General features: G+C 68.6%; 20 protein-coding genes. 10 read left to right on the top strand and 10 right to left on the bottom strand.

The features are described from left to right. Positions 1-456: 456 nt before the first annotated feature. Positions 457-1,941, top strand: coding sequence for a globin domain-containing protein (locus ACWCRJ_RS19570; RefSeq protein WP_450940429.1), 1,485 nt, complete (start codon positions 457-459; stop codon positions 1,939-1,941). Positions 1,942-1,982: 41 nt separating this feature from the next. Here ACWCRJ_RS19570 and ACWCRJ_RS19565 read toward each other — a convergent pair whose 3' ends face one another. The 5 genes from ACWCRJ_RS19565 to ACWCRJ_RS19545 all read right to left on the bottom strand — a co-directional run bounded on the left by ACWCRJ_RS19565 (position 1,983) and on the right by ACWCRJ_RS19545 (position 5,700). Beyond that, complete coding sequence (locus ACWCRJ_RS19565) at positions 1,983-2,465, bottom strand: NUDIX domain-containing protein (RefSeq protein ID WP_013002277.1); 483 nt, start codon at positions 2,463-2,465, stop codon at positions 1,983-1,985. A gap of 122 nt (positions 2,466-2,587) precedes the next feature. Further along, positions 2,588-3,493, bottom strand: coding sequence for a LysR family transcriptional regulator (locus tag ACWCRJ_RS19560; RefSeq protein ID WP_450940428.1), 906 nt, complete (start codon positions 3,491-3,493; stop codon positions 2,588-2,590). 187 nt (positions 3,494-3,680) lie between these two features. Next, positions 3,681-4,826, bottom strand: a complete 1,146-nt coding sequence (locus tag ACWCRJ_RS19555) for a cystathionine gamma-lyase (protein WP_450940427.1) — start codon at positions 4,824-4,826, stop codon at positions 3,681-3,683. After that, a complete protein-coding gene (locus ACWCRJ_RS19550) occupies positions 4,823-5,314 on the bottom strand; it encodes a low molecular weight protein-tyrosine-phosphatase (RefSeq protein ID WP_450940426.1) in 492 nt (163 codons plus the stop codon). The genes ACWCRJ_RS19555 and ACWCRJ_RS19550 overlap by 4 nt, the downstream gene beginning before the upstream one ends. An 8-nt stretch (positions 5,315-5,322) precedes the next feature. Next, entirely contained in the window at positions 5,323-5,700 is a 378-nt protein-coding gene (locus ACWCRJ_RS19545; protein ID WP_046913162.1) for a phage holin family protein, read from the bottom strand. 57 nt (positions 5,701-5,757) lie between these two features. Here ACWCRJ_RS19545 and ACWCRJ_RS19540 point away from each other — a divergent pair, with 57 nt between their 5' ends. Together ACWCRJ_RS19540 and ACWCRJ_RS19535 are read left to right on the top strand one after the other, a co-directional pair. Next, the gene (locus tag ACWCRJ_RS19540) at positions 5,758-6,075 is read left to right on the top strand and encodes a cupin domain-containing protein (protein WP_028797115.1); all 318 of its coding nucleotides are present in this window, start codon (positions 5,758-5,760) and stop codon (positions 6,073-6,075) included. 164 nt (positions 6,076-6,239) lie between these two features. Further along, the gene (locus ACWCRJ_RS19535) at positions 6,240-6,452 is read left to right on the top strand and encodes a DUF5326 family protein (protein WP_450940425.1); all 213 of its coding nucleotides are present in this window, start codon (positions 6,240-6,242) and stop codon (positions 6,450-6,452) included. A 391-nt stretch (positions 6,453-6,843) separates the two neighbouring features. Here ACWCRJ_RS19535 and ACWCRJ_RS19530 read toward each other — a convergent pair whose 3' ends face one another. Continuing rightward, positions 6,844-7,014 carry a hypothetical protein gene (locus ACWCRJ_RS19530; RefSeq protein WP_450940424.1) on the bottom strand — a complete coding sequence of 57 codons (171 nt, stop codon included), beginning with the start codon at positions 7,012-7,014 and terminating at the stop codon, positions 6,844-6,846. A gap of 193 nt (positions 7,015-7,207) precedes the next feature. On the opposite strand from ACWCRJ_RS19530, the gene ACWCRJ_RS19525 reads away from it, so the two are divergent. After that, a complete protein-coding gene (locus ACWCRJ_RS19525; protein ID WP_450940423.1) occupies positions 7,208-7,933 on the top strand; it encodes an IclR family transcriptional regulator in 726 nt (241 codons plus the stop codon). A 98-nt stretch (positions 7,934-8,031) separates the two neighbouring features. Next, entirely contained in the window at positions 8,032-8,469 is a 438-nt protein-coding gene (locus tag ACWCRJ_RS19520; protein ID WP_005482911.1) for an SsgA family sporulation/cell division regulator, read from the top strand. 30 nt (positions 8,470-8,499) lie between these two features. On the opposite strand, the gene ACWCRJ_RS19515 is transcribed toward ACWCRJ_RS19520, so the two are convergent. Beyond that, a complete protein-coding gene (locus tag ACWCRJ_RS19515) occupies positions 8,500-9,972 on the bottom strand; it encodes a YibE/F family protein (RefSeq protein ID WP_450940422.1) in 1,473 nt (490 codons plus the stop codon). A gap of 220 nt (positions 9,973-10,192) precedes the next feature. Here ACWCRJ_RS19515 and thiC point away from each other — a divergent pair, with 220 nt between their 5' ends. Both thiC and ACWCRJ_RS19505 read left to right on the top strand, forming a co-directional pair. Continuing rightward, on the top strand, positions 10,193-12,037 hold the full coding sequence (gene thiC / locus ACWCRJ_RS19510) for a phosphomethylpyrimidine synthase ThiC (RefSeq protein ID WP_450940421.1): 1,845 nt from the start codon (positions 10,193-10,195) through the stop codon (positions 12,035-12,037). Between the two features lie 98 nt (positions 12,038-12,135). After that, the gene (locus ACWCRJ_RS19505) at positions 12,136-13,569 is read left to right on the top strand and encodes a VWA domain-containing protein (RefSeq protein WP_450940420.1); all 1,434 of its coding nucleotides are present in this window, start codon (positions 12,136-12,138) and stop codon (positions 13,567-13,569) included. Positions 13,570-13,632: 63 nt separating this feature from the next. On the opposite strand, the gene ACWCRJ_RS19500 is transcribed toward ACWCRJ_RS19505, so the two are convergent. From ACWCRJ_RS19500 to ACWCRJ_RS19490, 3 genes are all read right to left on the bottom strand, one after another. Then, entirely contained in the window at positions 13,633-14,508 is an 876-nt protein-coding gene (locus tag ACWCRJ_RS19500; RefSeq protein ID WP_450940419.1) for a hypothetical protein, read from the bottom strand. 183 nt (positions 14,509-14,691) lie between these two features. Further along, complete coding sequence (locus ACWCRJ_RS19495; protein WP_450940455.1) at positions 14,692-15,786, bottom strand: metallophosphoesterase family protein; 1,095 nt, start codon at positions 15,784-15,786, stop codon at positions 14,692-14,694. A 200-nt stretch (positions 15,787-15,986) separates the two neighbouring features. Continuing rightward, positions 15,987-17,099, bottom strand: a complete 1,113-nt coding sequence (locus ACWCRJ_RS19490) for a LacI family DNA-binding transcriptional regulator (RefSeq protein WP_450940418.1) — start codon at positions 17,097-17,099, stop codon at positions 15,987-15,989. A 413-nt stretch (positions 17,100-17,512) separates the two neighbouring features. Between ACWCRJ_RS19490 and hisC the strand changes: the two genes are divergently transcribed. From hisC to cydB, 3 genes are all read left to right on the top strand, one after another. After that, entirely contained in the window at positions 17,513-18,592 is a 1,080-nt protein-coding gene (gene hisC, locus ACWCRJ_RS19485; protein WP_450940417.1) for a histidinol-phosphate transaminase, read from the top strand. 203 nt (positions 18,593-18,795) lie between these two features. Beyond that, on the top strand, positions 18,796-20,304 hold the full coding sequence (locus ACWCRJ_RS19480) for a cytochrome ubiquinol oxidase subunit I (protein WP_450940416.1): 1,509 nt from the start codon (positions 18,796-18,798) through the stop codon (positions 20,302-20,304). Positions 20,305-20,331: 27 nt separating this feature from the next. Next, a complete protein-coding gene (cydB, locus tag ACWCRJ_RS19475; protein ID WP_450940415.1) occupies positions 20,332-21,336 on the top strand; it encodes a cytochrome d ubiquinol oxidase subunit II in 1,005 nt (334 codons plus the stop codon). Positions 21,337-21,342: the final 6 nt, after the last annotated feature.

Here is a 21,342-nt window from a genome sequence, read left to right as displayed (position 1 = left end):
CACTCGTGCGCGAGTGGGATCTGTGGGATATCTATGAATTGATGTGCCCCGGCCCGGCAATTGAAGGAACCGCTGATTCGCCCCCATGGAATTCCCGGTACGGGATGGGGGGACTTGTGTGTGGCGGCCCTGCCGGTAGGGTCGAGTCCGGTTCGTGTCCGAAGTGAGATGCGGCCGTCTCATGACAAGGGTGCGAACGCAGCTCAATGCAGCCTAACCGGACAGGGGGATCGGAGACCCGCGTTTGCCGTTACGAGGTGGGGTGTTCGTGCGCCGTGGAACGCTGCGGTGAGAGCTGAGGCTCACGTCACACTCTCACCTACTTGACTGTACGGAGCGGGAAGCCGGACTGAATGTGGCCGCATTGGCCGACGGGGAACGAACGGGGAAAGCAAGGCCGTCCGCGGGGGAAAGCGTGCGACTTCCGAGTGGGGGCGTACGTAGATCGACCGAAAGATGTTCGAGGCGAGGCAGACCATGGACGCTCCGACCACCACGTCGGCCGGCAACGGCACTTCGGGGGGCAGTGACGGAGGCGGCTGGTTCACACCACGTACGTCTTCGCCGTCCCCTGGCGAAGACCAGGAGCCCGAGGGCTACCGCCTCGCCGGCCTGCGGCCCGTGGGTCGTTCCCTGGAGCCGCCGAGTGGTGCGGAGCAGCCCCGGGAAGGCGTGGCACGGGAGCGAATACAGAGCTCCGCCGACCTTCCCCCAGGCGTCCCGCCGTACTCCCCGCCCGCCCTGGCCGTGCAGCCCGCAGAGGAGCACGGTTCCGAGCACTCCGTCTTCGACGCCCGCGTGCCCAGCCAGTCGGGCGGCCCCACGGCCTCCCCCGACGCCGTTCTCATCCAGCGGACCATGGCCGAGGTCGGACCCGTCGCCGACAAGGTCACCTCGTACTTCTACGCGCTGCTCTTCGTCCAGCACCCGGAGCTGCGCTCGATGTTCCCTCCGGCGATGGACGCCCAGCGCGACCGCCTGCTCAAGGCTCTGCTGACTGCTGCCGAACACATCGACAACACCCCGGTCCTCGTCGACTACCTGCAGAATCTCGGTCGAGGCCATCGCAAGTACGGCACGCAGGCCGATCATTACCCGGCCGTCGGCGAGTGCCTGATCGGCGCCCTGAGCCGGTATGCCAAGACGAGCTGGAACGACGAGACCGAGGCGGCCTGGGTTCGGGTGTACACGACCATCTCCCAGGTGATGATCGACGCGGCGGCGGCGGACGAACTGCGGTCGCCGCCCTGGTGGCTGGCTGAGGTCGTCTCGCACGATCCGAGAACCGCGGACATCGCGGTCCTCACGGTCCGTCCGAACCAGCCTTACCCCTTCCTCGCCGGGCAGTACACGAGCTTGGAGACTCCCTGGTGGCCCCGGATCTGGCGGCACTACTCGTTTGCCTCGGCGCCCCGCTCGGACGGGCTGCTGACGTTTCATGTGAAGGCGATCTCCGCGGGCTGGGTCTCCAACGCGCTCGTGCATCGCGCCCGGCCGGGCGACATTCTGCGGCTGGGGCCGCCGACCGGCGCGATGACGGTCGACCACACCACCGACAGCGGGCTGCTCTGCCTGGGCGGCGGCACCGGAATCGCACCCATCAAGGCCATGGTGGAGGACGTCGCCGAGCACGGACGGAACCGCCCGGTAGAGGTTTTCTACGGTGCCCGCACCGGCCAGGACCTCTACGATCTCGACACTCTGCTGCGGCTGCAGCAGACCAACTCTTGGCTCGAGGTGCGCCCGGTCGTGGATCGGCACGGACTGCTGCAACTGCCGGACGCGATACGGGACCACGGGCCGTGGAACGGATACGACGCGTATCTCTCCGGCCCGCCCGGCATGATCCGCAGCGGTGTCGACGCGTTGAAGGACGCCGGTATCCCCGCGGACCGCATACGGCACGACTCGGTCGAGGAACTGGTGGCGGCCGGAGACTGACCGGCGGGGGCCCCAGACCGAGCGCCCCGGCGGCTGCTATGTCAGCCCAGGTCCGGCGCGTGCATCGCCCGCACGCCCTCGATATTTCCGTCCAGATAGTGCCGCAGGGACAGCGGGACGAGGTGCACGGAGGCGATGCCGACCCGAGTGAAGGGGATGCGTACGATCTCGTACTCGCCCAGCGGCTCGTCCATCTCGGGACCGTGCCGCTTGGACGGGTCCATGGACTCCAGGCGGCAGACGAAGAAGTGCTGGACCTTCACACCGGTGGCGCCGCCGTCCTCCCCGATGTGTTCGACGGTGTCCACGAAGCACGGCACCACATCGGTGATCTTCGCGCCGAGTTCCTCGTGCACTTCGCGGTGGAGCGCGTCGACGACGGTGGTGTCCTCCGGCTCGACACCGCCGCCCGGCGTGAGCCAGTAGGGGTCCATGCCCGGTTTGGTCCGCTTGATCAGGATCAGGTCGTCGCCGTCGAGCAGAACGGCACGGGCGGTGCGCTTGACCACGGGTCGTACGGTCATGGGAGAAATGTGGCCCTCCATGTTCCACGTGAAACATCGCTGTAGGTGAAGAGTGGCATCTCGGCGTCGACCGGCGGGCTCGGTGTCATCGCTCGCTTCCGTCGAGCGGCTGCAGCGCGGCCTCAGGACCAGCTCGCGGCGGCCCTCATCAGCCATTCATGCGCCCGCGCGATGTGCGGCAAGGCCAGCGTTCCGGTCCGGACCACGAGGAAGTAGGTCCGTAACGGCGGCACCGCGGGGTCCAGGAGCGTGACCACGTCACCGCGGTCCAGAGCGGTGGCGCACAGATAGCGCGGCAGCACGGCAAGTCCGGCGCCGGAGACGGCACAGGCCAGGACCGCCCGCAGGTCCGGGACCACGACGGTGCCCGAAGCCGTGGGCCGGGCGTCGAAGACCGACGCCCAGTATCGGACGACGAAGGGCATTGACTCGTGTACCTCGACGACGGGAAGCCCCTCCAACAGGTGCGCCCCCTTGCGGCACGGCTTCTCGGGCCCGATCTCGTCCGCCCAGCGCGGCGCGGCGATCAGAACGTGTTCCTCGTCGCAGAGAGGGGTCGCGGTGAGCAGGGGGCCGCGGGCCTGGGCGGTGGTGATGGCCAGGTCGTGGTGGCCGGCGGCGAGACCCTCCAGCGTCTGGTCGGAGTTGCCGAAGGAGACCCGCAGCGCGAAGCCCTGGCCGTCGTCCCCGGTCAGCTCGGTGAGGGCGGGCAGAGCCCGCTCGGCGGTGAACTCCGGTGGGCCGGCGAGATGGAGGGTCCGTAAGGAGGATTCGTCGTCGAGGCCGGTCTCGGCGATCTCCACCAGCGCGTCGAGATGCGGGGCCGCTTTGTGGGCCAGCTCGTCGCCCATGGTCGTCGGCGTCACTCCGCGGGCCTGGCGAAGGAAGAGGGGGCGGCCCAGCTGACGCTCCAGGGTGCGTATCTGCGAGGTGACGGCCGGCTGCGAGAGACCGAGCAGGGCGGCGGCACGGGTGAAGGAGCCGGCCCGGTGCACGGTCACGAACGTGCGCAGTAAGGCCAGATCCATGGTCGTCCCTCCCCTCGCTGCCCGGAGCGCCCAACCATAAATAAGTCGATAGGCCCCTGTCGCTACTGTGATTGGACACTGACGCAGAGTCAATTAGCCTTGTTCGCGCGGTTCTTCGCGCGCGGAACCGGGGGTGGTCCGAGCCACGAGGGGGGAGGCTCGGACCGCCCGTTGTGCATGCGGAGTACTAGCCGGTCGCAACCGACAGCGCACGCAGCACATCCGCCACGAGATCGGCCGTGTCCTCCGCACCGGCCGAGAAGCGGATGAAACCCTCCGACACCGCGTCGCCGCCCCAACGGCCGCGACGCTCCGCGGTGGAACGGACTCCTCCGAAACTCGTGGCGTCGTCCACCAGGCGGAGCGCGTCGAGAAAACGGTCGGCACGCGCGCGTGTGGGCAACGTGAACGACACCACGCACCCGTAGCGCCTCATCTGCTGCGAGGCGATCTTGTGCGCGGGGTCGTCCGGCAGCCCCGGGTAACGCAGCCCGGTCACCTGGGGCCGCCCCTTGAGGACCTCGGCCACGGCGAGGGCGTTGGTGCTCTGCCGGTCGGCGCGCAGCTGGAGCGTGGCGAGCGAGCGATGCGCGAGCCAGGCCTCCATCGGGCCAGGGATCGCGCCGACGATCTTGCGCCAGCGCCGCACCGAGGCCATCAGTGAGGCGTCCCGCCCTACGACGTACCCGAGGAGGACGTCCCCGTGTCCGGTCAGCTGCTTGGTACCGCTGGCCACGGCGAAGTCGGCGCCCAGTTCGAGGGGCCGCTGCCCGAGCGGGGTAGCCAGGGTGTTGTCGACGGCCACGAGACAGCCACGCGCATGTGCCGCCTCGGTGAGCCGCCGCACGTCGCACACGTCCAGCCCCGGGTTCGACGGGGTCTCGATCCACAGCAGCCTGGCGCCGTCGAGGACGTCGAGCTGGGCGTCGCCGCCGGTCGGCGCGCTGCGCACCTCGATGCCGTACGACCGCAGCTGCTCACCTGCCAGCGGCAGCACGTTGTAACCGTCGTCGGGCAGGACCAGGACGTCACCGGAGCGCAGCTGGGAGAAGAGGACGGCCGAGATGGCAGCCATGCCGGAGGCGAACGTGACCGTCTCGGCGTCGTCCTGTCCCGGTGCCTCCAGTTCGCCGATGGCGCGTTCCAGGAGGGTCCAGGTGGGGTTCTGGTCGCGCCCGTAGGCGTACGGACCGGTGGGCTCGCCCGGCAGGTGGTAGTGGGCGGCGAAGACCGGCCCGGGGAGGGTCGGCTCGTGCTTGACGGGCTCGGGCAGCCCGGCCCGTACCGCGCGGGTGCCGTCCCCGGGTTCCACGGCGGGGTTCTGCGTGCTCATGCGGCCCGTCCCTCCACCTTCTCGCGTACGGCGGCCAGCAGGCCGGGGATCGCCGCCTCCACCAGTTCCAGGCACTCCTCGAAACCGTCCAGGCCCCCGTAGTAGGGGTCCGGAACGTCGAGATCATCGCCGGCGGCGGCGTCGTAGGAACGCAGCAGGCGGATCCTGTCCGCGTCCGCCGCGGTCGGCGCGAGGCGGCGCAGTGCCTTGAGATGGCTCTCGTCGAGGGCGATGACGAGGTCGAGGCGGGAGAACCAGGAGACCTGGAACTGGCGGGCGGTGTGGACGCCGGAGTATCCGTTCGCCTCCAGCACGGAGACGGTGCGCGGATCGGCGCCGTCGCCCTCGTGCCAGCCGCCGGTGCCCGCGCTGTCGGCCTCGACCAGGTTCTCCAGCCCCGCCTCCTCCAGCCGGGCACGGAAGACGGACTCGGCCATCGGGGAGCGGCAGATGTTGCCGGTACAGACGAAGCAGACTCGATAGGTCATGCCGGACCTCAGTCCCCGTCGGGCAGGACGAGAGAGAGCGCCCACGAGACGATCGAGATGATCAGGCCGCCGAGGACGGCGGTCCAGAAGCCCTCCACATGGAAGCTCAGGTCGAGGACGTCGGCCAGCCACGAGGTGAGCATGAGCATCAGGGCGTTCACTACCAGCGTGAACAGGCCGAGCGTGAGTATGAACAGCGGGAGGGTCAACAGCTTCACGAGCGGCTTGACCACGGCGTTCACCAGGCCGAACACGAGAGCGACCAGCAGCAGGGTGCCGACCTCCTTGCCCGTGCTGTCACCGGTCAGCGTGATCTTGTCGAGCAGCCAGACGGCGACCGCCAGGGCGCCCGCGTTGGCGATCGTCTTGACTAGGAAATTCATCATGTGTCTGATCGTGGCAGAAGCGATCGGTACGAGCACCGGGCAGGGGCGACTAAGTCGATGAAGGCATTCCGGTTGGACGAGCTGGAGGCGGAGCGCGCCGCCAATGACGGTGCCTATCTGCAGTTCCTGCGCGAGCGGAACATGTCGGTCGGCCTGTACGCGCTCGATGCCGGCGAGCTAGATCCGCAGAAGCCGCACGGCCAGGACGAGGTGTATCTCGTGGTGAGCGGCCGGGCATCGATCACGGTCGGCTTGGAGACCACCCAGGTCGCGCGCGGCAGTGTCGTGTATGTGCCTGCCGGGGTCGCCCACAAGTTCCACCACATCACCGAGGACTTGAGGGTCGTGGTGGTGTTCTCTCCACCGGAGGGCTGACGTCCGCTTCGGCGTTCCCTAGGGGGACGATCAGGGATGGACAAGGGGTACGAGGCCCCCGGACGGCCCCCGCGTGGCCCTAGCATCGACGGCAGGACAGCAAAAGGCCCGGAATGAGTGCCCCGGTGGCGGGGCGACGGGTGGAGACACAAGGAGCAAGGGCGATGCGGGAGATCTTCGCGGGGATGCCGTGGTGGGTGAAGTGGATCGCGGTGCCGGTCATCGCCCTGTTGGTGTTCGGAGGGGTGATAGTCAGCGTCGTCCAGGTCGTCGTGGGCCTGCTCTTCAAGGTGCTGGTCTTCGTGGCGCTGGTCGGTGGACTGGTCTACGTCGTCAAGAAGTTCACGGCGGGCTCCTCCTCGCGCGGCGACTGGTGAGGCGTCAGCGTCGCGTCACAGGTGAGGCGTGAGTGGGTGAACCCCGGTCACGGCGCGGCGGTAACAGGAACGTGAGGTTCCCTCGCCAGGGGGAAGTTTCCCTGCGGGGCCGTCTACGGGCTGTGACGGGCGGCTAGAGTCCGGGAACTCGTCGCGGGCTCGACCCCCGCGGGCGGCGCATCTCCCTCCCGTGTCCCCCGCACGGGCGGCCCTCCTCGCGCTTCGGGAGTGACCCCTTGGCCACGGCTGACACCGCACCAGCAGAATCCCTCGCCTCCTCCGGCCGACCGCTCTCCCGGTCGGCACAGACCGCGGTTCCGCCCACACAGCCGGGCCCTCGATCGACACCGGTGGCCACCGCCGAGCACGCGCGCGTCCGGGAGGCGGAGGCTCAGGTCCCGCAGTCCCCGCCGCGTACGACGCCGTCGACGACCCAGGCTCCCCCCGTCCAGCCACGTACCTCGCCGGGCGAGGAGATGGTGCGCTGCCCCGAACCGCCGGTGACGCAGGCACAGGAACGGGCGAGGTCGCGGACGCAGTCACCCGCGCCGACGGCCCGCACGCAGGCACAGCCCCCTCCGCCGTCGTCCCGTGCGCAGGCACAGCCACTGGCGCCACCGACCAGGCCCCGGCCGCAGACGGGGCCCGTACGCCCCGGGTCCCCGCTCGGGCACGGTCCGGGACGGGGGGCGCGTATCCCGTCCACTGCGTCGCCCACCGCGACGGAGGCGAACTCCGGCACCCTGATCGGCTCCGTGCAGCGGGCGATGCGACTGCTGGAGGCCGTCGCCGAGCGAGAACACGGAGCGCCCGCGAAGCAGTTGGCGAGGGACGCCGGGCTCGCGCTGCCCACGGCCTACCACCTGCTGCGCACCCTGGTCCATGAGGGCTATCTCCGCCGGGAGAAGGGACTGTTCTTCCTGGGTGAGGCGGCCGAGCGGCTGAGCAGCAGCGGAGCGCAGCAGAAACGTCGCAGCACGGTGGGTGAGGCCCTGGCGCACTGGCGGGACACCCTCGGCGTGCCGGTGTACTTCGCGATCTACCGGGACGGCGAGATCGAGGTCAAGTGCGTCGCGGACAGCCCCAACACCCCGGCGGTCGAGGAGTGGGCCGACTTCCGGGAGACCGGTCACGCGCACGCCATCGGGCAGTGTCTGCTGTCCCAGCTGAGCGACGAGGACCGCCGCGACCATCTGGAGCGCTACCCGGTGCAGTCCCTCACCCCGTACACGGTCCGTGACGGCGAGACGCTGCTACGGCGCCTCGGGCGGATGGGGAGGATGGAACCGGTCGTGGAGCGGCAGGAGTACGCCCTGGGGACGGTCTGCGCCGCTCTTCCCATCACGGCGGGGTCGACCGCCGGGACTCTCGCCATCTCGCTGCCCTCGCACCAGGCGGACCGGTTGCTGCCCCTCGCCCGTCAGTTGCAGACCGAGATCGGAAAGCTGCTAGGGACACTCGCGATCTCTATCAGCATCTGAAAAATCACTCCTTGTGATCTCTCGTGTACTTTCAGCAAACTTCCAGAGGTGTCAGGCGGATGATTCCTGGCCAGTCGACGAACACGGCGGGGTAGGCGATGCGCGAGTCGGTACAGGCAGAGGTCATGATGAGCTTTCTCGTCTCGGAGGAGCTCTCCTTCCGCATCCCGGTGGAGCTCCGTTACGAGACCTGCGATCCCTATGCCGTGCGGCTGACCTTCCACCTGCCCGGCGATGCCCCGGTGACCTGGGCCTTCGGGCGGGAGCTGCTCATCGACGGCGTCGGGCGGCCGTGCGGCGACGGCGACGTGCACATCGCGCCCGCCGATCCGGAGACGTTCGGGGAGGTCCTGATCCGGCTGCAGGTGGGCACCGACCAGGCGATGTTCCGAGTCGGCACGGCGCCGCTGGTGGCCTTCCTCGACCGTACGGACAAGCTGGTGCCGCTGGGGCAGGAGCGCTCCCTCGCCGACTTCGACACGCTGCTCGACGAGGCTCTGGACCGCATCCTGGCGGAGGAGCAGAGCGCGGGATGAACCACTACGGCGCCAAGGTGCCGTAACGCTTCAGCGCTTGCGGCGGCGGCCTCGTCCCCCGCGCGCCGGCGCGGGCACGGCGGCCGCTTCGGGGGCACCCGGGCGGTCGGCGGAGACGACCAGGGCGGCCAGCGCGGTGGTCACCGGTACCGAGGCCACCAGGCCGATCGACCCGACGAGCGTGCGCACGATCTCCTCGGCGACGAGTTCGCTGTTGGCGACCGTGCCGACACTGCTCTGCGCGATCGAGAAGAGCAGCAGCAGGGGCAGCGCGGCACCGGCGTAGGCGAGGACGAGGGTGTTGACCACCGACGCGATGTGGTCCCTGCCGATCCGGATGCCCGCGCGGTACAACTCCCGCCAGCCCATGGCCGGATTGGCCTCGTGCAGTTCCCAGACCGCCGACGTCTGGGTGACCGTCACGTCGTCGAGCACACCGAGCGAGCCGATGATGACCCCCGCGAGCAGCAGACCGCTCATGTCGATCGTCGGGTACAGCCCGTGGATCAGCCCCGTGTTGTCGTCGGTGTTGCCGGTCAGATAGGCCCAGCCGATGAACCCCGAACCCAGCAGGCCGATCAGCAGTAGTGAGATCAGGGTGCCGATCACCGCCACGGATGTCCGGGCCGAGAGCCCGTGGCACATGTAAAGGGCGATCAGCATGATGGCGCTGGCGCCGATGACCGCCACGACCAGCGGGTTCGAGCCCTGCAGGATGGCCGGCAGGATGAAGAGGGTCAGCACCATGAAGCTGATGGCCAGCGCCACCAGGGCCATGACCCCGCGCATCCGGCCCACCACCACGACGGCGAGTGCGAAGATCCCGGCGAGCAGGGCCATCGGGAGCTTCCGGTTCACATCGGTGACCGAGTACTGCAGGTCCTTGGGCGCGGCGGGCTCGTACGCGACCACGACCTCCTGGCCCTGCTCCAACTGCCGTGACTGGTCCGGCTGAACGATCTCCGTGAACGTACGGCCCTTGTCGTCACCCGTGTCGACGCGGATCGTGGCCTTCTTGCAGGTGCCGTTGGCCTGCTGCTGGGCGGACGAGCCCTCGGCGGTGGAGGTGTCACCGGTCGGGGTGTCGCCCGATGCGTTCACCGACGAGCAGTCGACCTCCTCGACCCTGGTGACGGTGGCTTGCTGTGTCTGCCGGTCGAAGCCCACCCCGGTGCGCTCGTGCGCGGGGGCGCCGCCCGGCCAGAGAACGACGAGGCCCACGACGACCGCGGTCGCGAAGGGGATCAGCACCGCCGCGATGACCTTGCGTAGGTGCTGCGAAACGGGAGCGGCGGGGCCGTGGCTGTGGGAGTGCCCGTGGCCGCCGCCGGAGGACGGGCCGTGGCCATGTCCGTCACCGGGACCGTGGCCGCCCCCGGAGCCTTGGCCGCCTCCGGAACCGTAGCCGTGGCCGCCGTCGGATCCATGCCCATGACCGTTTCCGGGGCCATGGCCGTGGGGCGGCTCGGGGGGCGGAGGCGGGGGCTGCTGCGTCGTGGTCACCGACCGATCATCGCAAGAACGAGCGATGCCCACTGTTCACCGCGCCACATCTGCGGCTAGCGTGGAGGCACCTTTGCACACGCGGGAGCTCGGAGCACCGGGCTGAGAGGGCGCTGACCTCCGCAGACGCGATGTTTCACGTGGAACATCGTCGGGCGGAAATCGCTGCGTCGACCGCTGAACCTGTTACCGGGTAATGCCGGCGTAGGGAGTAGGTCTCATGACCATCGAGGACGCACGCACGCCTGCCTCCAGCCAGACGGACGGGACATCCGGCTCGTCCGAGGGCGAACACAACGAGGGTGAACAGCCCCTGGAGGTCGGGAAGTCCATCGGCTGGCACAAGGCGTACATCGAGGGCTCGCGCCCCGATCTGCGGGTGCCGGTCCGCCAGGTGCATCTGACCAACGGACAGTCCGTCACCCTGTACGACACCTCCGGCCCGTACACCGATCCGACAGCGGAGACCGACGTCCGGCGAGGACTGCTTCCCCTTCGCGAGAACTGGATCATCGGCCGAGGAGACACCGAGGAGTACGCGGGCCGGCCCGTGCGCCCCGAGGACGACGGGATCAAGCACACCTCGCCGCGTGGCGGACTGCGCAACCTCGACGCGGTGTTCCCGGGGCGGCCACGCCAGCCGCGCCGTAGCCGTGACGGCCGGGCGGTGACCCAGCTCGCGTACGCGCGGCGCGGCGAGATCACCCCCGAGATGGAGTACGTGGCCGTACGGGAGAACGTCTCACCCGAGGTCGTGCGTGAGGAGATCGCCGCGGGCAGGGCCGTACTGCCCGCGAACGTCAATCACCCCGAGATCGAGCCGATGATCATCGGCAAGCGGTTCCTGGTGAAGGTCAACGCCAACATCGGCAACTCCGCGGTCACCTCCTCCATCGAGGAGGAGGTCGAGAAGATGACCTGGGCGACCCGCTGGGGTGCCGACACGGTCATGGACCTGTCCACGGGCCGGAACATCCACACCACCCGCGAGTGGGTGCTGCGCAACTCCCCCGTCCCCATCGGTACCGTGCCGCTCTACCAGGCGCTGGAGAAGGTCGACGGCCGGGCCGAGGAGCTGACCTGGGAGATCTACAAGGACACCGTCATCGAGCAGGCCGAACAGGGCGTGGACTACATGACAGTCCACGCGGGCGTGCGACTGGCGTACGTACCGCTCACCGCGAACCGCAAGACCGGCATCGTCTCGCGCGGCGGCTCGATCATGGCGGCCTGGTGCCTGGCGCACCACAAGGAGTCGTTCCTCTACGAGAACTTCGCGGAGCTGTGCGAGATCCTCGCCGCCTACGACGTCACGTACTCCCTCGGCGACGGACTTCGCCCGGGCTCCATCGCGGATGCCAACGACGAGGCCCAGTTCGCGGAACTGCGCACGCTGGGGGAACTGAACTCGATCGCCAAGAGTTTTCACGTACAGACGATGATCGAGGGCCCGGGACATGTCCCGATGCACAAGATCAAGGAGAACATCGACCTGCAGCAGGAGATCTGCGATGAGGCTCCGTTCTATACGCTCGGCCCGCTGACCACGGACGTCGCCCCTGCGTACGACCACATCACCTCGGGCATCGGCGCCGCGATGATCGCCTGGTGGGGCACCGCGATGCTCTGCTACGTGACGCCCAAGGAGCACCTGGGTCTGCCCAATCGTGACGATGTGAAGACCGGCGTCATCACCTACAAGATCGCGGCGCATGCGGCGGACCTGGCCAAGGGGCACCCGGGCGCACAGGCGTGGGACGACGCGTTGTCGGACGCCCGCTTCGAGTTCCGCTGGGAGGACCAGTTCAACCTGGCCCTCGATCCCGACACGGCTCGTGAGTTCCACGACGAGACGCTGCCGGCGGAGCCTGCCAAGACGGCACACTTCTGCTCCATGTGCGGGCCGAAGTTCTGCTCGATGAAGATCAGTCACAGCATCACCGAGCGGTTCGGCGGTGCGGCGGCGGAGGGGGCGTCCCAGGAGGAGATCGCCGAGGGGATGCTCCAGAAGTCGAAGGAGTTCGCGCAGAGCGGGAACCGGGTGTATCTGCCGCTGGCGGAGTGAGACCCGGGGTGCGATGCCCCGGCGCCCCGGGGCATCGCACGCCGTGCGGACAGCAGGAGGTCTGCCCTCCCGCGCTCTCGGCGGGCAGACTTTCCCCCATGACAGCGAGAGCACTGAGCAAGGGTGCCAACCTTCCCGTCGACGCCCCTTCGGTACGCGTCGAGCTGACGTGGTCCGAAGGGCCCGGCGTACCCGATGTCGACGTCTCGGCGTTGCTGCTCACCGGTGTGGGACGCGTTCGGGACGACGGCGACTTCGTCTTCTACAACCAGCCTCGGCATGCGTCGAACGCGGTGGCACACCGGGGGAAACAGAGCGCCGGCGGTGTTCTGACCGACACGGTCGAGGTGGATCTGCAAGCGCTCGAACCCGCTGTCGAACGGGTTTTGCTGTGCGCCTCGGCCGACGGCGGAACGTTCGGACAGGTGCCCGGACTCACCTTGCGGCTGTGGGACGCGGGGAGACGAACCGAGATCGCACGGTTTCCCATGGAGGCGGGGACGGAGACCGCGTTCATCGGTGGCGAGCTGTATCTACGGGCGGGGCAGTGGAAGTTCCGCGCGGTCGGTCAGGGATACGCCTCCGGACTCGCCGGGCTGGCCTCCGATTTCGGCATCACCGTAGACGACGCGCCCCCGGACCCGCCCGTGTCCTCGCCGGCTCCTGCGCCACCTGCCCCCGCCGCGGCACCAGCTGTTCCGTCCCCTGCGCCACCTGCCCCGGCCACGGCACCACCCGTCCCAGCCGCTGCACCGGTGGGCCCGCGGCTCAACAAGGACGAGGAACGGTTGCCCGTCGACATGCGCAAGCGTCTGTCGCTGCGTAAGGAGCAGGTGGCCGTCAGCCTCAGGAAGCACGGTGCGGCGGGAGTAACCGCCCGCGTCATCCTGGTCCTGGACGCCTCCGGGTCCATGTCGTTCCTCTACTCCAAGGGCATCGTCGCCGATGTCGTCGAGCGCATGGCCGCGGTTGCCGCGCAGCTGGACGACGACGGTGAGATGCAGGCCTGGACATTCGCCTCGAACGCGGCACGGCTTCCTGACCTGCGCATCGGCGAACTCCCCGCATGGTTGCAGCTGCATGTGCGCGTCGGACAGATGAGCCTCTTCCGACGCGGCAAGAAGCCGGCCCGAGGGCTGCAGACAGGCCAGATCGACATGCGGACGATCGGCATCCAGAACGAGGAACAGAAGGCGATCGCCCAGGTACGCACGTACGTCCGGGAGAATCCCGCCGGTGCCCCCACCTTGGTGCTGTTCTTCACCGACGGGGGTGTCTACCGCGACGCTCTGATCGAGCGCGAGCTGCGGGATGCTGTCGAGGAGCCGATCTTCTGGCAGTTCGTGGGGCTGGGACGGGCAAACTACGGAGTGCTGGAGCGCTTCGACACGCTGCCCGGCCGTCGCGTCGACAACGTCGGATTCTTCGCCGTGGACGACATCGGTACCGTCCCCGACCAGGAGCTGTACGACCGGCTCCTGTCCGAATTCCCGACCTGGGTGACCGACGCCGGCCGGGCGGGCATCATCTGAGCGACCGGTGTCGAGCCATGTCCACCGGCACCGGCCGGTGTCCGGGACGGCGGCCGGGCGGTCTTACTCGGGCTGGTGTTCCGGCCCGCCGAAGTCCGGGCTGGAGAAGTCCGGGCTGCTGTAGCTGGGGCGTGAGCGTGAGCTGCCGCTGTCCGGGCTGCTGCTGAAGCTCGGGCGGTTGTAGCCGAGGTGCGGCATACGGCTGGGCGGGGCCGGCCGGTCCGGCTCGTTCAGCAGTGCCGGGCTCGGGTTGGCGAGGGCGTCGCGGAGGAACGGCAGGATGCCGCGCTCCAGCAGTGTCTCGCGCCAGGCTTCCCGGGCCCGGGTCACCTCCTCGTTCAACTCGCTGCGGGCCCCGCCGTCCAGGAGGGCGGTGGCGTTGTTCCGCAGGGCGGTGAGCAGGAGGCCGACGGCGGCCACCAGGATCGCCGCCGCGGTGACCGCGCCGAAGACCCACCCCGTGGTGAGCAGGGTCTCGGCGATCGCCCGTTCGGGGTCGAGCGCCTTCATGACGTAGCCCACGAGGAGGAAGAGCACCGCGGCGGTTCCGGCGAGGACGGGGGCGAGCACCGCGGCGATGGCACCGGCGCCCGCGCCGGCCGCCTCGGTGACCTCGCCCACGGTGGCCGCGAGGCCCACGGCGGTGCCGTCCGGTTCGCCGGTGCCGGACGCCGTCCCCTCATGGGCGGGGGTGGTCACCGACGGGCTGCGGAATTCGTCGCGGACCTTCACGTAGTACTGGTATTCGGTCGCCGCGGCGGCCGTGATGATGGCCGTGGCGTTGAGCGCCATGGTGCGCAGCTGTTCGGTGTTGAGCCGCTGGAGGCCGGCGGCGAATTCCGGGCGGTGTGGTGCGGAGCGCAGCACCTCGCCGAGGATCCGCTCGAACTCCTGGCGGTCCTCACTGAGCAGGTGCTGCGGAACGCTGTTCATGTGCATCCCCCGATGCTCCGTAGGGCTTGTGGCTCGGCATGCTGACGAGCCGTCGGGCAGAAACGGAGGGGAGCCTGCTACGGATAAGCCGATGGTAGAGCGGTGACGGCGGGCGGTGACAGGGGGTTTGAAGAAATTGGCCCCCGGCCGGCGAAGTCCGCCGCCGTCCCACGTCTGCCCGCCGACGGCTCAGGTACGCAAGGGGAGTTCCTGGACCAGCAGCTTTCCGGCCATGGTCACGCCACCGTCCATGGCGACGGCCAGACCGCCCGCATAGGTGTACGGTCCGTCGACCGAGGGGCCCGTGCTGTCCTCGCCGTCCTCCGAGCCGACCTCGCCCAAGAGGTACGGAATGGGACTGTGGCCGTGCACGATGCGGGTGCCGCCGTACGTCTCCAGAAGCGAGCGCACGGCCTCGGCGCCGCCCTCGTCACGGAAGGAGAAGCGCCGGGTGAACTTGCGGAAGAGGTCCCAGACCTCGTCCGGGTCGTTGCGCGTGATCGTCTCGCGGACGGTGTCGTTGACGGCCTCGATGGAGTCGCCGTAGTCGCGGTAGGCGGTGGTGTCGGAGTGCACCAGGAGGTGGCCGTCGACCTCCTCCATGGCGTCCAGGCGGGCCATCCACTGGAGGTGGTGATCCTGGAGGCGGTCCATGTCGGTCTTCTGGCCGCCGTTGAGAAGCCAGGCGGCCTGGAAGGTGGCGGTGCCCGCGCCGGAGTTGACGGGGGTGTCGCCGAACCGCTTGGCGCCGAGCAGCAGCAGCTCGTGGTTGCCCATGAGGGCCTTGCAGTAGCCGCCGGCGGCGGCAGCCTCGGCGGACAGGCGCATCACGAGGTCGATGACGCCGATGCCGTCCGGGCCCCGGTCGGTGAAGTCGCCGAGGAACCAGAGCCGGGCGGTGCCCGCCGACCAGTTGCCAGCGTCGTCGACGAGCCCCTTCTCGTGGAGCGCGGCGAGGAGCTCGTCGAGGTAGCCGTGGACGTCTCCGACGACGAAGAGAGGGCCCGGGCGGGCGGGGGACTGCTCCGCCACCGCGTCCTCCGGGTCGATCACGACCTGCAGCGTGTCACCCCGGTTGATCACCGGCAGGTCGCGCTGGGTCGGGGTGTACCCCTCCGGGTAGCCCTCGGGGTCCTCGGCGGGCCTGGAGGCCTCACCGGCTTCTGTGGTCTGTCCGTACGGACCGGCCTCGTGGACGTACGCGGGCACACGGAAATCGCGCACCGTCGGCGTCCGCACCTCGGGTCCCTGACCGGCCCCCTGCGTCATCGACCCCTCCACCACCATCGCCCGCATCTGCACCGCATCGGACTGCCTGGTCGCAGCGGCCCGCCGGTGTGTGCGCCCATCATAGGAATGCGGATCGCGCCATGTGATGACCCAGGGGTGGTGAAATGGCGCAGGGCCCCAGTTCACCGCGGTTTTCTCCCGAATTGGGCGGGGCTCTCCCCGCCCAAATCCCGTTCGGATCCTCAGTTCGGGCGTCAACCCTCTTCGGGTGACCGCGGCGGACTGACCGTCGTACGCGGCGGACGCCGCTCGGACGAGGTCCGCACGATCAGTTCCGTCGGTATCACCTGCTCGACCGGTTGGTCCGATTCGACCCCTTCGATGGCGTCGATGAGGAGCTGGACCACGGCGGTGCCGATCCTGCGCGGCTTGAGCGAGAGCGTGGTGATCGGGGGTTCGGTTGTCGCGTACACGGTGGACTCGCTGCAGCAGACGAGCAGCAGGTCCTCGGGGACGCGCAGACCGTACCGCCGGGCGGCGGCCAACAGATCGGTGCCGTTCGGGTCGAAGAGACCGTAGACCGCGTCCGGGCGGTCCGGCCGGGCCAGCAGCCGATCGGCGGCTACGGCCCCCGCGCACGGATCGTGCGCCGGATAGGCCTCGTACACCGGATCCTGGCCCACGCGCTCGCACCAGCGCAGGTATGCGGTGGTGGAGAGATGCGTGTAGGTGTCCGTCGTCGTGCCGGTGAGGAGTCCGATCCGGCGGGCACCCGCGTCGGCCAAGTGGTCGAGGATGCCGAGGACGGCGGCCTCGTGGTCGTTGTCGACCCACGCGGTGACCGGCAGGGTGCCGGCCGGACGGCCGTCGGAGACGACCGGTAAGCCCTGGCGGACCAGTTCGCTGACCACCGGGTCGTGGTCGGAGGGGTCGATGACCACCGTGCCGTCCAGGGCGACGTTCGACCACACGTCGTGTCGCGAGGTCGCGGGGAGGATGACCAGGGCGTAGCCCCGGGCCAGCGCGGCCGATGTGGCGGCCCGCGCCATTTCCGCGAAGTACGCGAACTCGGTGAAGGTGAAAGGTTCATCCCCGTACGTGGTCACCGTCAGGCCGATGAGGCCGGACTTGCCGGTTCTGAGGGTTCGGGCCGCCGCCGAGGGGCGGTAGCCAAGTCGGTCGGCGACCTCGCGTACATGGCGTCGGGTGGCGTCCGGGAGCCGGCCCTTGCCGTTGAGGGCGTCGGAAACGGTCGTGATGGAGACTCCGGCGGCGGCGGCCACGTCCCGGATGCCCGCCCGGCCCGACCGGCTGCCTCGGCGGGGAGTTTCCGCGCGGCTCACCTGGTGCTTCCCTGCTGCTGTCATGGCGAGCCGATAGTAGGGCTCTTGCGGTGGGGTAGTGCGGACGCATATGCACTCGTTGACAGGCACGTTTCTGCATGGTCATAGAGGGTCAAACTCCTTGCAATGCAAGGGAGTTGCACGTTCAGATGCCAGTACGTGACTTGTCGACGCGCATGGGCCTGCCAAGTAGCTGATGTTTCGAAGAGGTCTCAACTCACCTGCACGGGTGATGCGCGCTACGGCGTGAGCCACCGGCGCGTGCGCTCGGAAGCAGTGCGCCCCCTATTTCGTACGCCTTCGTGCGCTGATGCCCATGGGGGCGGATGGGCCGGCCGAGGTGGGGACACAGGACGGACGCGGTTGTCCACGGGCCATTCGCAGGGGCGCCGAATCCTCATAGGGTGAGAAGCATTACGTCGACGAGGAGGACTGCGGTGAGCGAGACGAGCCCCAAGCTGCGAGCCGAGCTGGAGGGTATCCCCACCTACAAGCCCGGCAAGCCGGCCGCGGCGGGCGGCCCGGTGGCGTACAAGCTGTCCTCCAACGAGAACCCCTACCCGCCGCTGCCCGGCGTGCTGGAGACCGTGACGGGGTCGGCCGCGTCCTTCAACCGGTACCCGGACATGGCGTGCACGGGGCTCGTCAACGAGCTCGCGAACCGCTTCGGCGTGCCGGTCACGGATCTGGCGACGGGCACCGGCTCGGTCGGTGTCGCCCAGCAGCTGCTGCAGGCGACCTCGGGGCCCGGGGACGAGGTGATCTACGCCTGGCGGTCGTTCGAGGCGTACCCGATCATCACGCAGATCAGTGGGGCCACGTCCGTGCAGGTGCCGTTGACGCCGGGCGATGTTCACGACCTGGATGCGATGGCGGACGCGATCACCGACCGGACCCGGCTGATTTTCGTCTGCAACCCGAACAACCCGACGGGGACGGCGGTACGCAGGGCCGAGCTGGAGCGGTTCCTCGACCGGGTTCCCGGTGATGTGCTGGTGGTGCTGGACGAGGCGTACCGAGAGTTCGTACGGGATGTCGAGGTGCCGGACGGCGTCGAGTTCTACCGTGAGCGGCCGAACGTCTGTGTGCTGCGCACCTTCTCCAAGGCGTACGGTCTCGCGGGTCTCCGGGTGGGATTCGCGATCGCTCATGAGCCGGTGGCGGCCGCCCTGCGCAAGACGGCCGTGCCGTTCGGTGTGAGCCAACTCGCACAGGACGCCGCGGTCGCCTCGCTGCGCGCCGAGGACGAGCTGCTCGGCCGGGTCGGCTCGCTGGTCTGTGAGCGGAACCGGGTCGTCGAGGCGCTGCGTGGCCAGGGGTGGACGGTGCCGGAGACCCAGGCCAATTTCGTGTGGCTGCGGCTGGGGGAGCGCACGGTCGAGTTCGCCGGTGTGTGCGAGCAGGCCGGTGTCGTCGTGCGGCCCTTCCCCGGAGAGGGCGTACGCGTGACGATCGGCGAGACCGAGGCGAACGACATCTTCCTGAAGGTGACAGAGACGTTCCGCAAGGAGCTCTAGAACGTCAGAAGCTTCTGACCAGGGGGTTCGGAGATTTTTCTCCGGGCCCCCTGTTTATGGGCACCCCCCGCTCCCCTCTCGAACGGGCATGCGTCATACTTGCTTGTGAATGTGAATGCATTCACAAGCCCGTCCCGGTTGTCCTGAGATGTACGTGACAGGCGGGGCAACTGCCGCAGTGCCACGGCATGGAAGGAGAAGACGTGGACCTCGCTCTGGCGCCGGAGACCCTGGCGCGCTGGCAGTTCGGTATCACGACCGTCTACCACTTCCTCTTCGTCCCGCTCACGATCTCGCTCGCCGCGCTCACCGCCGGCCTGCAGACCGCGTGGGTGCGCTCGGGGAACGAGAAGTACCTCAAAGCCACCAAGTTCTGGGGCAAGCTCTTCCTGATCAACATCGCGATGGGTGTCGTCACCGGCATCGTGCAGGAATTCCAGTTCGGCATGAACTGGTCCGACTACTCCCGCTTCGTCGGTGATGTCTTCGGGGCTCCGCTCGCCTTCGAGGCGCTGATCGCCTTCTTCTTCGAGTCCACCTTCATCGGCCTGTGGATCTTCGGCTGGGACAAGCTTCCGCAGAAGATCCATCTGGCCTGCATCTGGATGGTCTCCATCGGCACGATCCTGTCGGCGTACTTCATCCTCGCGGCCAACTCCTGGATGCAGCACCCCGTCGGCTACCGGATCAACGAGGCCAAGGGCCGGGCCGAGCTCACCGACTTCTGGCTCGTCCTGACCCAGAACACCGCGCTCACCCAGGTCTTCCACACCCTCTCGGCGGCCTTCCTCGCCGGTGGCGCCTTCATGGTCGGCATCGCCGCCTTCCATCTGGCCCGCAAGAAGCACATACCGGTGATGAAGACCTCCCTGCGGCTCGGCCTGGTCACCGTGCTGATCGCCGGCATGCTCACCGCGATCAGTGGCGACCTGCTCGGCAAGGTCATGTTCAAGCAGCAGCCGATGAAGATGGCCGCCGCCGAGGCCCTGTGGGACGGCGAGGCGCCTGCGCCCTTCTCCGTCTTCGCCTACGGCGACGTCGACAAGGGCCACAACACGGTCGCCATCGAGATCCCGGGCCTGCTGTCCTTCCTCGCCAACGACGACTTCGAGTCGTACGTCCCCGGCATCAACGACGTCAACAAGGCCGAACAGGAGAAGTTCGGCCCTGGCGACTACCGTCCCAACATCCCCGTCGCCTACTGGGGCTTCCGCTGGATGATCGGCTTCGGCATGGCGTCCGTCGCCATCGGCACGGTCGGACTCTGGCTCACCCGCAAGAAGTTCCTGCTGCCGCAGCACCTGAGGGTCGGCGAGGACGAGGTGCCCCACCTCGTGCTGCTGCCCAAGAAGGCCCTCGGTCCGACCCTCACCAAGTGGTACTGGCGCATCGCGGTCCTGACCCTGGGCTTTCCGCTGATCGCCAGCAGCTGGGGCTGGATCTTCACCGAGATGGGCCGCCAGCCGTGGGTCGTCTACGGCGTGCTGCGCACCCAGGACGCGGTCTCCCCCGGTGTCTCCCAGGGCGAGATCCTCACCTCGATGATCGTCTTCACCACCCTGTACGCCATCCTCGCCGTCGTCGAGGTCAAGCTGCTCGTGAAGTACGTCAAGGCGGGGCCGCCCGAGCTGACGGAGGCCGACCTCAACCCGCCCACGAAGATCGGCGGCGACTCCCGTGACGCCGACAAGCCGATGGCCTTCTCGTACTAGGCCGCACCGGGCCAAGGGAGCACAGTCATGGAACTTCACGACGTCTGGTTCGTCCTCATCGCCGTTCTCTGGACCGGCTACTTCTTCCTGGAAGGCTTCGACTTCGGGGTCGGTGTCCTCACCAAACTGCTGGCCCGCAACCGTCCGGAGAAGCGGGTCCTCATCAACACCATCGGTCCCGTCTGGGACGGCAACGAGGTGTGGCTGCTGTCGGCGGGCGGCGCGACCTTCGCCGCCTTCCCCGAGTGGTACGCCACACTCTTCTCCGGCTTCTATCTGCCGCTGCTGCTCATCCTGGTCTGCCTGATCGTCCGTGGCGTCGCCTTCGAGTACCGGGTGAAGCGGCCCGAGGAGAACTGGCAGCGCAACTGGGAGACGGCGATCTTCTGGACCTCGCTGCTCCCCGCGTTCCTGTGGGGCGTGGCCTTCGCCAACATCGTGCGCGGAGTGAAGATCGACCGTGACTTCGAGTACGTGGGTGATCTCGCCGACCTGTTGAACCCCTACGCCCTGCTGGGCGGTCTGGTCACGCTGACGCTGTTCACCTTCCACGGCACGGTATTCGTAGGCCTCAAGACCGTGGGGGACATCCGGGAGCGGGCACGGAAGCTGGCGCTGCGCGTCGGCGCCGTGACGGCCGGGCTCGCGCTGATCTTTCTGCTCTGGACCCAGATCGAGAGGGGTGATGGCGTCTCGCTGGTCGCGGCCGCCGTGGCGGTCACCGCACTCCTGAGCGCGTTGACGGCGGTGCGAGCGGGGCGTGAGGGCTGGGCCTTCACCCTGTCGGGGGTCACCATCGTGGCTGCCGTCGCGATGCTCTTCCTGACGCTCTTCCCGAACGTCATGCCGTCCTCGCTGAACGCGGACTGGAGCCTCACGGTCACCAATGCCTCGTCCAGCCCGTACACCCTGAAAATCATGACGTGGTGTGCGGTCATCGCCACACCGGTCGTGATGCTCTACCAGGGGTGGACGTACTGGGTGTTCCGCAAGCGGATCGGCACGCAGCACATTGCCGAGTCGGCGCACTGAGTCCCG

This window comes from Streptomyces sp. NPDC002324 (genome assembly GCF_053593335.1).
Note: the sequence above shows the minus strand (reverse complement) of the source record. Positions and strands in the feature narration are given on the sequence as shown.